This window comes from Synechococcus sp. RC10B2 (assembly GCF_047502635.1).
On sequence record NZ_JANSHO010000077.1, the window covers coordinates 1 to 13,544 of the forward strand.

At 59.2% G+C, this 13,544-nt stretch carries 16 protein-coding genes and 1 pseudogene; 7 read left to right on the forward strand and 10 right to left on the reverse strand.

Features of this window, described 5'->3' with window-relative positions; all coding sequences use genetic code 11:
- The first annotated feature begins 233 nt into the window (after positions 1-233).
- Positions 234-1,196, forward strand: a complete 963-nt coding sequence (locus tag NW855_RS11555) for a Gfo/Idh/MocA family protein (RefSeq protein ID WP_240527890.1) — start codon at positions 234-236, stop codon at positions 1,194-1,196.
- Positions 1,197-1,224: 28 nt separating this feature from the next.
- Here NW855_RS11555 and NW855_RS11560 read toward each other — a convergent pair whose 3' ends face one another.
- The 3 genes from NW855_RS11560 to NW855_RS11570 form a co-directional block, all read right to left on the reverse strand.
- Complete coding sequence (locus tag NW855_RS11560; RefSeq protein ID WP_041438576.1) at positions 1,225-1,788, reverse strand: (2Fe-2S) ferredoxin domain-containing protein; 564 nt, start codon at positions 1,786-1,788, stop codon at positions 1,225-1,227.
- The gene (locus NW855_RS11565) at positions 1,772-2,038 is read right to left on the reverse strand and encodes an Asr1405/Asl0597 family protein (RefSeq protein WP_041438578.1); all 267 of its coding nucleotides are present in this window, start codon (positions 2,036-2,038) and stop codon (positions 1,772-1,774) included. The genes NW855_RS11560 and NW855_RS11565 overlap by 17 nt, the downstream gene beginning before the upstream one ends.
- A gap of 146 nt (positions 2,039-2,184) precedes the next feature.
- Complete coding sequence (locus NW855_RS11570) at positions 2,185-2,736, reverse strand: Dps family protein (protein ID WP_011431259.1); 552 nt, start codon at positions 2,734-2,736, stop codon at positions 2,185-2,187.
- A 248-nt stretch (positions 2,737-2,984) separates the two neighbouring features.
- On the opposite strand from NW855_RS11570, the gene NW855_RS11575 reads away from it, so the two are divergent.
- Complete coding sequence (locus NW855_RS11575; protein ID WP_011431260.1) at positions 2,985-4,238, forward strand: YcjF family protein; 1,254 nt, start codon at positions 2,985-2,987, stop codon at positions 4,236-4,238.
- 7 nt (positions 4,239-4,245) lie between these two features.
- Here the strand turns inward: NW855_RS11575 and NW855_RS11580 are convergent, their stop codons facing one another.
- Positions 4,246-5,268, reverse strand: a complete 1,023-nt coding sequence (locus NW855_RS11580) for a glycosyltransferase family 2 protein (RefSeq protein WP_011431261.1) — start codon at positions 5,266-5,268, stop codon at positions 4,246-4,248.
- Between the two features lie 49 nt (positions 5,269-5,317).
- Entirely contained in the window at positions 5,318-6,280 is a 963-nt protein-coding gene (gene hslO, locus NW855_RS11585) for an Hsp33 family molecular chaperone HslO (protein ID WP_011431262.1), read from the reverse strand.
- A 373-nt stretch (positions 6,281-6,653) separates the two neighbouring features.
- On the opposite strand from hslO, the gene NW855_RS11590 reads away from it, so the two are divergent.
- The 5 genes and pseudogenes from NW855_RS11590 to ribB form a co-directional block, all read left to right on the forward strand.
- The gene (locus tag NW855_RS11590; protein ID WP_414402838.1) at positions 6,654-6,950 is read left to right on the forward strand and encodes a DUF6464 family protein; all 297 of its coding nucleotides are present in this window, start codon (positions 6,654-6,656) and stop codon (positions 6,948-6,950) included.
- A gap of 161 nt (positions 6,951-7,111) precedes the next feature.
- Complete coding sequence (locus NW855_RS11595; protein ID WP_011433657.1) at positions 7,112-7,600, forward strand: M67 family metallopeptidase; 489 nt, start codon at positions 7,112-7,114, stop codon at positions 7,598-7,600.
- Between the two features lie 246 nt (positions 7,601-7,846).
- Positions 7,847-8,128 carry a MoaD/ThiS family protein gene (locus NW855_RS11600; protein ID WP_011431265.1) on the forward strand — a complete coding sequence of 94 codons (282 nt, stop codon included), beginning with the start codon at positions 7,847-7,849 and terminating at the stop codon, positions 8,126-8,128.
- A gap of 2 nt (positions 8,129-8,130) precedes the next feature.
- Positions 8,131-9,294: a molybdopterin-synthase adenylyltransferase MoeB gene (moeB, locus tag NW855_RS11605; RefSeq protein ID WP_011431266.1), complete on the forward strand. Its 1,164-nt coding sequence runs from the start codon at positions 8,131-8,133 to the stop codon at positions 9,292-9,294.
- A gap of 216 nt (positions 9,295-9,510) precedes the next feature.
- A pseudogene (gene ribB / locus NW855_RS11610) lies at positions 9,511-10,653 on the forward strand (3,4-dihydroxy-2-butanone-4-phosphate synthase); the annotation flags it as partial.
- 54 nt (positions 10,654-10,707) lie between these two features.
- On the opposite strand, the gene NW855_RS11615 reads toward ribB, so the two are convergent.
- The 5 genes from NW855_RS11615 to NW855_RS11635 all read right to left on the reverse strand — a co-directional run bounded on the left by NW855_RS11615 (position 10,708) and on the right by NW855_RS11635 (position 13,263).
- Entirely contained in the window at positions 10,708-11,133 is a 426-nt protein-coding gene (locus NW855_RS11615; RefSeq protein WP_011431268.1) for a hypothetical protein, read from the reverse strand.
- Positions 11,134-11,269: 136 nt separating this feature from the next.
- The gene (locus tag NW855_RS11620; protein ID WP_041438581.1) at positions 11,270-12,259 is read right to left on the reverse strand and encodes a GntR family transcriptional regulator; all 990 of its coding nucleotides are present in this window, start codon (positions 12,257-12,259) and stop codon (positions 11,270-11,272) included.
- Entirely contained in the window at positions 12,256-12,882 is a 627-nt protein-coding gene (locus NW855_RS11625; protein WP_414508804.1) for an RNA-guided endonuclease InsQ/TnpB family protein, read from the reverse strand. The genes NW855_RS11620 and NW855_RS11625 overlap by 4 nt, the downstream gene beginning before the upstream one ends.
- An 8-nt stretch (positions 12,883-12,890) precedes the next feature.
- The gene (locus tag NW855_RS11630; RefSeq protein ID WP_240531074.1) at positions 12,891-13,118 is read right to left on the reverse strand and encodes a hypothetical protein; all 228 of its coding nucleotides are present in this window, start codon (positions 13,116-13,118) and stop codon (positions 12,891-12,893) included.
- Complete coding sequence (locus NW855_RS11635) at positions 13,018-13,263, reverse strand: helix-turn-helix domain-containing protein (RefSeq protein WP_228375326.1); 246 nt, start codon at positions 13,261-13,263, stop codon at positions 13,018-13,020. The genes NW855_RS11630 and NW855_RS11635 overlap by 101 nt, the downstream gene beginning before the upstream one ends.
- Between the last annotated feature and the right edge of the window lie 281 nt (positions 13,264-13,544).

Below are 13,544 nucleotides of genomic sequence, written 5' to 3' on the forward strand. Positions count from 1 at the left end.
CTTTCTCTCCTTCCTCTTGAATACCTGTACCCTATTTTAAATTAAAAGGCTGTATTGCCGCGCGGGTTTTGCACCGCAGTAGGTCGTTTTCCTGGAGAAGCTCTGTACTAAAAGAAGCAACTAAAGTGGCTCAAGGGCTTTTCCGCCTCGCACCCAAGTACGGGGCTACCAAGCTATCCTTTTGTGTAATGCTACAGAAAGAGACAAGCAGGGGAAGGAAACAGGCCTTGCGGGTGGGGATCATTGGCACTGGCTATGCAGCTCGCTCACGGGCAGAAGCCTTGCGCAAAGATGGGCAGGTGCAGATTGTGGCAGTTGCTGGCCGAACCCCTGAGCGAAGTGCTGCTTTTGCCGCCGAGTTTGGGGCGGCGGCCTATTCCGACTGGTCTTCCCTGTTCTGCGAGCAGCCGCTGGATTTGGTGTTTGTTAGCACCATCAATCGGGATCATGCGGCCATCGCCCGTGCCGCCCTGGAGGCCGGGATCCACACCGTTGTGGAATATCCCCTGGCCCTGAGCGTTGCCGAAGCTCGCTCCCTGGTGCAATTGGCAGCGGAACGGCAGTTGCTGTTGCACGTAGAGCACATAGAGCTCCTCAGCGGCGTTCACCAGTTGCTGAGACGGGAGCTGGCAGGGCTGGGCAAGTTGTTTGCCGTTCGCTACATTACCCTCACTGCCGCCCACCCTGCCCCCGACCGCTGGACTTATCGGCCCGACCAGTTTGGCTTCCCCCTCACAGGGGCTGTCTCCCGCATCCACCGCCTGGTGGACTTGTTGGGAAAGGTAGAGCGGGTGAGCTGTCAACTGCGCTACGACGGTCCAGACTTGCCCCACCGCTACAGCAGTTGCTACTGCACAGCCCACCTAAGTTTTGCCAGTGGGCTGCTGGCGGTGTTGACCTATGGCAAAGGGGACTCCCTGTGGTGCTCCCAGCGCCTATTGGAGTTCCATGGCCAGCGGGGGGGCCTGCTGATCAACGGCGAAGAGGCGACCCTGTTGCGCCCTGGCAGCGCCCATCCCCTGGAGACCGGATCTCGCCACGGCCTGTTTGAGCAAGATACCCGCATGGTGCTGGCTCACCTGCGCTGCGGCAGCCCTCTCTACGTGGATCCGGAGAAGATGCTCCACGCCCTAGCTGTGGCCGAGGCCGCCGAGCGGTCTGCCCAAACCCAGCAGGTTGTCTGCGTCCAGGATTAGATCCCTTAGCAGCAGGCGACGTTGCCGCTCAAGGAGAAGGAACTGGGTCTGCCAGCGGAAAGTGCCGCTGCAACAAAGCCGGGATCCCTTGCGGAGAAACGCCGCTGTAGCGAGCCTTGTCGGGCAGGAACACCACGTTGGGCCCCCGTTTGCAATCTTTCATGCAGCCCACTCCCTGCACCCGGATGGTCTCCGGGTAGGCCGCCAAGTGGGCCTGCAGAGCCTGCATCACCGCCATCGCCCCCCGCCGACAGCAATCAGACTTCTGACAGACCAAGACAACGCCTTTCCTCCCTTCCTCCGCTCCGGGAGCGGCCTTGGGGGAAGCCTGGACAGGAACCACGCGGCAGAGCACCCATTTCTCTCGCCCCTTGAATGGATCCACCTCCCGCTCCCCGGCGATCTGAAGCCTATCTCCGGGTTTGAGGCTGCGGTAGAGCTCAGAACGCAGCGGCTTGGGGATCTTGCCAGCAAACACTTCTGCCCCGGCCTGCCAGCGCAAGTACTTGAGCTTGCCATCCTTATCGGGAAGAAATCCCAGGAACTGGCCCTCTGCCTCAAACGGGATCCTTTGCTTAGCCAACTTGCTCATCTTGTCCCCCAGCGTTGAGCTGCCAACATATCTCTAGGCTGTCCAATAACTCCCGCCGCCGCGCCGTGTATTGGCGGATCACGCTGCGCACCTGCACCAGAGCCAAAGGCGTGTCCACCTGCACCTGCAAATGACCCTCTCCCGTACAAACCGCTGGGATCCCCAACTCCACCAGCCGCCGCCCAATGCGCCAGCGCTCCCCCAAGGGGATCTGCAAACAATAGCCGCTCCCAGAAGATACAAAGTTCATGGCCAGAAGCAACGCCTCATCAATAAGAGTAGACCTGGAAAGCTACTAGGGAGAGTAATTCTCAATCAATGCTTACAAGAAAAACAAAAGCCAGCGCAGAGAGGGTAGCAGGCTCGCCGACCTGACGGGCCTGCCCTGGATCCCGACTAGGCTCTGCCGTCCATCAAGCCAAACACCAGGCTGTCGTTGGCCAGGAAGTGGCTGAGGTGGAAGGCCCGGTCTTCCGTCTTCAGCAAGATCTGCTCGTAGAGGTAGCGGGTGGCGCGATCCCCTAGGCTTTCCGCTTGAGCGGCCTGACGCCGCAGCAGATCAATGATGGCCTGCTCCGCGGCCAGATCGTTCTTCAGCATTTGCCGCGCCTCAAAAGCGCCATCCGGCTCAGGGGTAAAGCAGCAGAGGCGAGCCAAGGTGGCAAAGGTGGCTACCGGCACACCCCCTAGACCTTCAAGGCGTTCTCCCAGGTCGTGAACATGTTCCCTCACCTGCTCGTAGTGATCCTTGAATAACTGGTGCAGCGGGTAGAACTCGGTGCCCTCCACTACGAAGTGATGCTTCTGGTATTGCAAGTACAACCCTTGGAAGCTGGCCAGAAGGGCGTTCATCCCCTCGCAGATCGGCTGGGTCACCTCCAGGCCGAGGGAGACAGGGTTGTTGCGCACGCTGTTGAAGGCCTGGCGCAAGGTTGCGGTTTCAGACATAGGGCAAGGTTCTCCAAGGTAAAGAGGACACAGCTATCTACCCAGTCTACTTAATTGAGTCGATCCAGGAGATCTTGGGGCTGTCCCCACCCCAGCATAGTCCAACTCGGCGCTTCTTGTGAACAGCTCTCAATAAAGTGCTGGTTGTAGCAGAACCGGTGGGCCGGTCAGGGAGGAGTCGCATCCCTTCGCGATTTACACTAGACTGGGAGCGTTAGCCCAGTTGATCCCGTACTTGGGGATGGAGCATGTCTCAAACGGAGCCGGAAAGCCGCTCCTGGATAGAAAAACTGATTCGCCTAACCCATCAAACGGTTGCGCGAGCTCGGGGGCAACAGGGAGATCTAGAAGATTCGGCCGGCCACCTGTTCAAACGCCACCTGTTCAAACAGAGCCTGCTGGAAGCGGAGGCCGAAATGGGCCATTGCAACGTCCTGGTGATCGGCAAAAGCGGGGTGGGCAAGAGCACTTTGGTCAACGCGGTGTTTAAAGATGAGCTGGCCCGCACCGGCGTCGGCAGCCCCGTCACCCGCCACATTCGCCAATATTCCAAGCAAGGTTGCCCGATCACCATCTACGATACGCCTGGCATGGAGTTGGCCGGCGAGCAGAATACTCAGATCCGCCTCGAGGTGGCCCAACTAATCGACGAGCTGCGCCTCAAGGATCCTGAACATCACATTCACATTGTTTGGTATTGCATCCACCACGAGCTGAAGCGGCTGGAGGAAACCGAGCGCAGGTGGCTGAGGGAACTGGAACTCAAAGATGTGCCGGTCATCTTGGTTTTAACTCAATGCCTGGAATACCCCAATCCGGAAGAGAGCGAGTTTTTCCAGTATTTGCAGCGCCAAAATCTCCCTGTTCGCTACATTGTTCCTCTTTTGGCTAAGGACAAGGTCATTAACCGGCAACTCACCATCCCCGCCCACGGGCTGGAGCATCTGATCGGCTGCACCTTGGAGCTGCTGCCGGAAGTGGCTCGCCTTGCCTTTATCCGCCAGCAATTGCTGCGGGTAGATCTCAAAGCCGATGCTGCTTTTAAGTATGTATCGGGCTATGTGGCCAGCGCGGCCTTTATTGGGGCAACCCCCCTTCCTTTTGCCGATGCCCCTCTGTTGGTGGCTGCTCAGATTGGCATGATTGCCAATATCAGCTTTATCTTCGGCTACAAAGCTTCCCCTTCTTTTTATTACTCTTTGATGGCGGCTTTGGCAGGCGTTGGGGGCGCAGTGGTGACCGGGCGGGCCATTGTCTCGAACCTGCTGAAGCTGATCCCCGGCGTGGGATCCCTGGCAGGCGGCATCATCCAATCCACCACAGCCGCTACCCTGACCCTTTCCCTTGGCCTGGCCTATATTGAGCTGATGAAGGCCATCGCCCGCGCCGAAATCCAAGGAATCCAGCTTTCCCAGAAAGAGATGCAGGAGATCTTTGTGCGCGAGTACCAAGAATATGCCGGACGCAGAACCCAGAAAAATGAGGTGGGAATAAGAGCATAAGAGCTTTTCATCCCGGCTTTTGAGTGGGCAGCGAGCCCGAGCTGCAAACAGGATAGGATCCTGGAGAAGGCGAATGTCCTGAGGTCTCGAACCCAAAGGCGCCTTGGACTAGGTACAGTGGCCGGCCTTTCACCTCTTCAAAAACGCGGCCCAGATACTCTCCAATTACGCCCAGGCTGATCAACTGGATCCCGCCCAAAAACAAGGTCATCACCGCCAAAGAGGCGTAGCCGGGCACATCAGAGCCAAACAGCAAAGTGCGGATGATCAGAAAAAGGCCGTACAGCAAAGCCAGCACGGAAATCCCCAAGCCCAGATAGCTCCACACCCGCAACGGCCAAGAGCTAAAAGAGGTAATGCCTTCTATGGCCAGGTTCCACAACCGCCAGTAGTTCCACTGGCTTTTGCCGCGAAAACGGGGGGCGCGGTCGTAAAAAATGGCCACCTGACGATAGCCCACCCAGGCAAAGATCCCTTTCATAAAGCGGGTGCGCTCCCGCAGTTGCCTGATGGCGTCCACCACCTGCCGATCCAATAGCCGAAAGTCCCCGGTATTGCGCGGGATCCGCACCTGGCTGAGCTGGTCGATGACCCAATAAAACCCGTTGGCCGTCAAGCGCTTGAGCCAGCTCTCTCCCCGGCGGCTGCGGCGCACCGCATACACCACCTGATACCCCTGCCGCCACTGCTGCAGCATCTCCGGGATCAACTCCGGGGGATCCTGCAGGTCGGCGTCGATGGGCACAACGGCTCTGCCCGCAGCGTAGTCCAAGCCGGCGGTGAGGGCAATTTCCTTGCCAAAACCGCGGGAGAGGTTCACCACCTTGATGCGGGGATCCTGACGATGGAAAGCGATCAGCTTTTCCAGCGTGTCGTCCTCGCTGCCGTCGTTGACACAGATGATCTCGTAGGGGATCCCCAACGGATCCAAGGTTAGGCGCAGGCGCTCGAACAAATGTTCCAGGTTGTCCGCCTCATTTTTGCAGGGGATGACAACCGAGAGCTCAGGGGCAGCAGGCTCAGAGGACATAGGAGAGCAGGGATCCCGTACCTGGCGATTATTCTGCCATCACGGGGTGCTATGGGTTTGCCGACATCTCCGCCACAATCGAGCGCAGCTCATCCTCTGAGATGCGGTAGACCTCGTTGCAGAACTGGCAAACCGCCTCTGCTCCCTTATCGGTGCGGATCATGTCGATGAGCTCGTCCCGCCCCAACATGCGCAGTGCCCCCTTCACCCGGTCGGAATTGCACTGGCAATAGAAGCGGATGGTGCGCACCTCCGGCGCGATCTTGAGATCCAAGTCGCCCAGGCAAATTTGCAACAGCTCCCGCAAACCGCCGCCGTAGGCCAGCATTGGGCTGAATTCCTCTACTTTGGCCAAACGGGCCTCCATCTCCGGGATCAGACTGGCTGGCGCTCCCGGCATGAGCTGCATCAGCACTCCACCGGCGGCGCGCACCCGCTGGGAATCGAGGTTCACCCCCAAAAGAACTGCCGAAGGGATCTGCTCCGAGGAGGAGAGGTAGTAGCTGATATCATCTCCCACCTCTCCCGAAACCAGTTCCACAGCACTGGTGTAAGGCTGGCCGTAGCCCAAGTCCCGCAGCACATGGAGGTAGCCGTAACGCCCAACGGCCTGACCCACATCCAACTTGCTCTCAGGGGTGAGAGGAAGTTCAATGGCAGGGTTGCTCACATAGCCGCGTACCGTGCCGTCCATGCCGGCATCTACGTAGATGCCGCCCAAGGGGCCATTTCCCTTCAGTTGCAGGTTGATCCGCGCCTGGCGTCGCTTCAGGTTGGCCGCCAGCAACAGGGCTGCACTCATAGCCCGCCCCAGCGCCACTGTCGCCACATAGGAGAGCTTGTGCCGCTCCCGCGCTTCCTGGACTGCCTGGGTGGACACCAAGCCCACCACCCGAATCTTGCCCTCCGCCGCCGTAGCCCGGATCAGGTGATCCGGAAGAGATGAAGGCGGTGTACTCTCAGAAATATCCTTGGTTCGCTTCAATCGTTCTGACCCAGAGGCATCCGTCATCACAACCTCAACTCCTGCCTCGAAAGCAAGCCTGCAGGGATCCCCTGGCGACTTACTTCTTTCCCCGTAGGCTCGCTGCCACTTCGCTATAAGTCGGAGCCAGCCTCTACTATACCATCATAGGCGGCTTATCCCCCTGCCCACTAGCCAGCAGCTTGCTCCGCTAGTTTTTCGGCTCAAAGCCAATCACCTTGCCCATGCTGCCGCTCTGCCCTCCGGTTGGCAAAGCGGTTCTTCATCCCAAGTAAGATAGGGAGCGTTTGCAATTCTTCTGCAATTTTTCCCTCTCCTACCAGAGTGTGCCATCCTGAGGATCTAGGCTGATCCAACGCGACCCCCAGCCTGTTGGCCTTACTCTCTGGGTGACTGCTTCATGTTGGATAACCTCACTGCCTACGTCTCGGAACATGCGGCCAAGCGTCGCTGGCGGGAACGCGCCTACAGCCGATTTTTGCAAGATTGGCGACGGCAAGTGGTGCTGCTGCGCCGTCAACGGGCCGGCGAATTTGGCCCACCCCTGGGGGATCCCTCTTGTGTTTTCAGTGCCCACTCGGCCTGGTTGCGCTGTGCCGTCCATCCCCAAGGGCCGTGCCAGGGTTGCCCCCACTATGCCCCCGTCACCCCTCCAAAGCCAGAGCCACCTCTGGGTTCACTCGATGGACGGGTCTGACCGCGCCACACTGGTGGCCGAACATTTTCAGCAGCGGCGGCCTCTGCGGAACGGCCTGCCCGTTGCGCCCCAATGGCATCCGCTGTAGCTAAGTTGAGGGATCCCCGGCCAACTTGTGCCAGAATAAAAGAACGGTAACTCCATCGGCAAAGGCGAGATTCATGGCCCTCTACCTCTCGGCAGACCACCTTCACAGCATCCGCCAGCACGGCGAACAAGCCTTTCCCCACGAGAGCTGCGGCATTTTAATTGGGGAAATCCGGGGATCCGACAAGATCATCCACGAGCTTTGGTCGGTGACCAACACCTGGGATCAAGCGGAAAACCCTCTGGCAGACGGGGAATCCAGCCGCCGCCGCTTTTTGATCGATCCGGCGGATTTCAAGCGGGCCAACGACCACGCGGTGCGCAAAGGGCTGGGGATCCTGGGCACCTATCATTCCCACCCCAACCATGCGGCCATTCCCTCCGAGTTTGATCGGCAGCATGCTTTTCCTTGGGGCTTTTCCTGTGTGATCGTCAGCGTGCGCGAGGGCAAGGCAGAAGAGGTGGTGAGCTGGGTTTTGGATGAGCAGGAGCAGCCCCAACGGGAGCCGATGCAGATGCTGGAAGACATTCGCATCCCCCCGCTCCCGGCTTTGGCAAGCTAGAGTCGTTTGGGCTTTGCCGCTGTTTGAGGCTGAAGTTCACGGCTAAGTTCAGTTGGGATCCTTGAAAGCTGGGATGGGTACCACCGGAAAAAGCGGTAGTCTAGTGCTGAACCTTGTCTGTAACATAGCTGAATCCTCAAAGTCAGTAGACAGCCCCAACAAGATCGACAAACGGATAGGTCAGCCCAGATCCTCTGGATCCTCAAAAGTCTCCAGTAGATACCCAAGATCTCTCCCCGAACTCCCATGGCAACCAAAGTTCTGATCCCCTCTCCCCTGCGCCCCTACACCGACAACCTGGAAGCTGTCGAGATCGAGGGCAGCAATGTCGGCGAAGTGATGAGCAACCTGATCGCCCGCTATGGCGAGCTAAAGCGCCACCTCTACACAGAAGACGGCAAGTTGCGCAATTTCGTCAACGTTTACCTCAATGACGAGGACGTGCGCACGTTGGCCCAAGGCGACAACACGCCGGTGGGAGAACAAGCCGTCATCAGCATCGTTCCTGCTATTGCCGGAGGGCGTTGACCATGTTGAACCTGGACACCAGCCAAGTCAGCCTCTCCCGCGAGGAGATGGAGCGCTTTTCTCGCCACCTTATCCTGCCAGAGGTGGGCCTGGAAGGGCAGAAGCGGCTGAAAGCGGGCAAGGTGCTGTGCATTGGCACCGGCGGGCTGGGCTCGCCCCTGTTGCTGTATTTGGCGGCAGCCGGTGTGGGGCGGATCGGCATCGTCGATTTCGATGTGGTGGATGTGTCGAACCTGCAGCGGCAGGTGATCCACGGCACCTCCTGGGTGGGCAAGCCCAAGGTGGAATCGGCCAAAAACCGCATCCTGGAGATCAACCCCTATTGCCAGGTGGACGTTTACAACACCGCTCTGAAGGCCCACAATGCCCTGGAGCTGTTTGCCAACTACGACGTGATCGTGGATGGCACCGACAACTTCCCCACCCGCTACCTGGTCAACGATGCCTGTGTGCTGACGGGCAAGCCCAATGTCTACGGCTCGATCTTCCGCTTCGAGGGGCAGGCGACGGTTTTCAACTACGAGGATGGGCCCAACTACCGCGATCTCTACCCCGAGCCACCGCCACCGGGGCTGGTTCCCTCCTGTGCCGAGGGGGGCGTGCTGGGGATCCTGCCCGGCATCATCGGCCTGATCCAGGCCACCGAGACGGTGAAAATCCTGCTGGGCATCGGCACGACCCTGAGCGGGCGGCTGCTGCTTTACGATGCTCTAAAAATGAGCTTCCGCGAGCTGAAGCTGCGCAAAAACCCCGCCACTCCCCCCATCACCCAGCTCATCGACTACGAGCAGTTCTGTGGGATCCCGCAAGCCACAGAACAAGCCAGCCAAGCGGAGATCCCCGAGATCAGCGTGGCTGAGCTGAAGGCGCGGATGGATGCTGGCCAAGACTTTGTGTTGGTCGATGTGCGCAACCCCAACGAGTGGGAGATCGGCCGGATCCCTGGCGCTCACCTGATCCCGTTGCCGCAAATCGAAAACGGCGATGGGGTGGAGCAGGTGCGAAAACTCCTCAACGGCTCGGAGCTAATCGTCCACTGCAAGAGCGGGGTGCGCTCGGCCAAGGCCTTGAAGATTCTGCAAGCAGCCGGGATCCAAGGGAAAAACCTGCGCGGGGGGATCCTGGCCTGGGCTGAGGCTTACGATCCCTCCATTCCCAAGTACTAGTTCAAAGCCCTGGCTGTCCCTTGCCCTGCAGTTGAAGGCACAAGCGGCCTGCCGCTGCGCGGAAGCCAGCCCAGTAGCAGTGCGGTCAAGGGCGGCTGTCTGTTTCGGCTTCTCTCCTGCCCTTTGTCCTGCTCTAGCATAGATCGTCGAGGGTTCCTCTCCCTTTTTCGCCTCCCCTTTTCCATGAGTGCCACTTTGCCGGCAGAGACAGAAACCATCTTTCACTCCATCCCCGAAGCCCTGGAGGACCTCAAGTGTGGTCGCATGGTCATCGTGGTCGATGACGAAAACCGGGAAAATGAAGGGGATCTGATCTGTGCTGCCCAGTTTGCCACGCCAGAGGTGATCAACTTCATGGCCACCTATGGGCGGGGCCTTATCTGTCTGGCCATGCAGGGATCCCGCCTCGACGAGCTGAAGATCCCGCTGATGGTGGGGCAAAACACCGACAGCAACCAGACAGCTTTTACCGTCAGCATTGATGCCGGGCCAGAGTTAGGGGTTTCTACAGGCATTTCCGCTGCCGACCGCGCTCGCACCATCCAGGCGGCCATCCATCCCCATACCCGACCGGAAGATCTGCGCCGCCCTGGGCATGTCTTTCCGCTGCGGGCGCGGGAGGGCGGGGTGCTCAAACGGGCCGGCCACACGGAAGCGGCGGTGGATCTGGCCATGTTGGCCGGGCTGTACCCGGCAGGGGTGATCTGCGAGATCCAAAACCCGGATGGCTCGATGGCCCGCCTGCCCCAGTTGATCGAATTTGCCCGTCAGCACAATTTGAAAATTATCACCATCGCCCATCTGATCGAGTACCGCCTGCGCACCGAACGGCTGGTGCACCGGGGGGCTATCGCCACTTTGCCGACGGAGTTTGGCCAGTTTCAGGTCTACGGCTACCGCGACACCCTTAACCAGGTAGAACACCTGGCGCTGGTGAAGGGGGATCCGACCCAATTTGCCGCCAAGCCCGTCCTGGTGCGGGTGCATGTGGAATGCCCCCTGGGGGATGCGCTGGGATCCCTGCGCTGCGACTGTCGCCGCCAATTGACCGCCGCCCTGAAGATGATCGACCACCAGGGCCAGGGGGTGCTGGTGTACCTGCGCCGGCAAGAGCTCAGCCTTATCGAGCAAATCAAGTCCTATGCTCGCCAAGATCTGGGGCTAGCTGAAACTGCGCCGCCAGCAGCGATGGATCTGCGGGATTACGGCATTGGCGCCCAGATCCTACGCGATGTGGGGGTGCGGAAGATGCGCCTGATCAGCAATACCTCTCGCCACATCAGCGGCCTGAAGGGATTTGGCCTGGAAGTGGCCGAGCGGGTGCCCCTACTGCTGGAAGAGGAGGACGTGAATTTGCACTTGAAGCCCTCCTGCCCCCTCAGCGGGAAATCCGAGCCGCAACTCTACTCCGGCTTAGGCCTGTAGAGCGTTGTAAGGCCGAGCGCCCCGGTAGAAGAGGGATCGCGCTGAAGGCAGCTCGGCATCGACCCTAGAGACCTCAGCAGCTCGCTCCCAGAAGCGCCAGAAGACTCGCCTGCGGGGGGAGGGAGACGGTGCCGCTGGCTGAGAAGAACCCCCCTGCAACAGTTGCTTCGGCAAAACCGGCACTTCCGATCCCACCCGCGACCACACCTCAAACCTAGGAGGGCGCACCACCACAATGCTGATCAAGGAGCCGCGATCCATCTCGCGGCGGCAACTGGCGATAGCGTCCTGCAGCCGAGCAAAGCTGCGGTTAAAAGCGTAGAAATAATCCTGAAAGCGGATGGCCTCCCAAAACCCTTCCTTTGTCACCGCCACATGGTCGTGGTCGGCGGAGGCGTAGTCGAGGATCACCATACGTGTAAAGACTGATTAGTGATGAATCAAATCAGGATGGTTTTTTACCGTATTTCCACTTAAGCACGACATTGCACAGCCCGTCATCCGCGAAATGGCTTGCTTGCAACAAAAGGAGTTTTCTCGCCCTTGCTGCTCATGGGATCCCGCCCAATTCCTGTTGCAGCTTGGCCATGGCTGCTTCTCCGATGTGAGGGGAAGCACAGACCAGGTTGGGCGTGCGGATCAGGTCGGATCGGGCTTGGCGCACCAGAGCGCGCAGGGTAGAGTAGCTGGCCTCGTCGCAGATGAGGGTGTGGGCGCGGCGAATCAGGGATCCCACCCGTTCCGTATCGGAAATCACCGCTGTCAGCACCAGCAGGTCTGCTCGCAAGCTTTGGACGATCACCTCGGCAACTTCTAGTAGGGCAGTGCTGATGCTCACCAGCCCCAGACAAGCGTGGGAAGGCAATTGGCGGATCAGGGCAATTTCGCGGGCGTAATCCGACACCTCCACCGGGAGCACACGGGCCCCCCGCGGCTGGGCAATGGCCTCGACAGCGCTGAGAAAATAGTGCAGCGTCACCACAGTGCCGGAATGGATCTGATCCAGCACGGCGGCCAGGTCTTCCAACAGCACCAACTGGACCCGGATGCCCAAAGTCTGTTGGATTTGTTGAGCCATGAGTTGTCCTGTGCCCAAGTCTCGGCGGGGCACGCACACCAGCACCTGAGCACTGCAGCGCAGCCGCCAGTCGATCTCGGCCAGCAGCAGATCCCGCACCTGCTCCAGAGAAAAGCCTTGCTGCTGAAGCTGATCGATGCCCTGACGCACCTGCTCCAGCGCCTGTTTGGATCGATCCAGGTTCTTGCTGAGACCGCGAGAACGGTTAACCGCCTGGCGAGCAGTGCCGCTCACGTAAATGCCGGAGGCGGCGCGAGTTTCCACCAGGCCCATGGCCTCCAGTTGGTGGTAAACCTTGTGGATGGTGTTGCGATGCAGGCCCGTCTGCATGGCCAACTGACGGGTGCTGGGCAGGCGACAGCCGGGAGGAAATTGCCCGCAGGCAATGCCAAAACAGAGCAAGTTGAAGAGCTGGACTGAGCCAGGGATCCCGCTCTCCGGCTGAATAGAAATGCGCATCATGGCCTGCTTTTCTCCGTGACGTACTCCCGCACCCATGCTGACGCATAGAGTGCAGGCTTCCCAGTGACTCCTGCCCGATAGCAGGACATTTCCTGAGCTTGAAGAACGGGACGCCCCACCGCTCTGGATTTGATGACCCTCGCCGAGTTGTGATCCCTGCCAATCCTCAACCCACAGTGCGGACAATCGTGCCACCGCTCATGCAGCTTTTTGGGCACATCTCGACCACACCCCGAGCACCCTTGACTGCTGCCGCGGGGATCCCCTGCAATCGTCAACAGCCCAGCTCTTTCAGCCTTGGCTGCCAAAATTTGCAGGAACTCACCCCAACCGGCGTCATGGATAGATTTGGCCAACCTTGTCCTTGCCAGACCTTTGATGTTCAATGCCTCATGGGCTATGTGTCTCCCTTTTTGCAAAAGCTGATGAGCAACTTTGTGGTGGAAATCCCGGCGCTGGTTGGCTACTTTCTGATGTGCCTTGCTCAACCTCTTGACCGCTTTCTGGTAGCGGTTTGACCCCTTCTGCTTGCGCGATACAGACCGTTGCAGCCGCTTGAGGGGCTTTTGCGCTTTACGGTAATACTGAGGAACCTCGATAACCTCACCCTCATCGGTGACCAAGAAAGAGCTTAGCCCCAGGTTATCCCCATCGTGTTTTCCCACGTTGGCGGGTCAGGGCTCCATTCCGGGACAGACGGATCCTGCAGGCTCAAGGTGAAGTACCACCCATCCACCTTGCGGGTGATGGTGGCCGTTTTAATCACGAAGCCGTCCGGCAAAGGACGGTGTTGGATGAGCTTGACCGGCCCAATCTTGGGCAGATGGATAAACTTTCCCCGGATACAGTCCTGCTTCATCTGAGGGAAAGCGATTTTGCTCCCACCCGTTGAACCGTTCTGCCAAGCGATAGTTGTACTGCTTACGCAGCAGCTCCAGCCACTCACCCATCAGGGCGACTTGGCTAGCAGTAGGGCGCAAGCGGTACTGGTAAGCGGTTCTCATGATGAATGCATTGTACCTGTTGAACGCTCCCGCCTCTCATCCCGACTCTGACCGGCCCGCCCCCCTATATCCCCCCGTATACGGGGGGACTGGGGGGCTGGGGGACTGGGGGGCTGGGATATAGGGGGGTACAGAGCGGGGCTTCCAGGACTACGTCCCGCTAGCGCGAACGGCGGATTAGCTAAAGACAGGGATCGTCTGCCAGAAGAATTGCGCCAACACTTCACAAGGATAGGCACTCGAGAACGTCTCGGGCGCATCTTGTCCAAGCGACGCTGCGG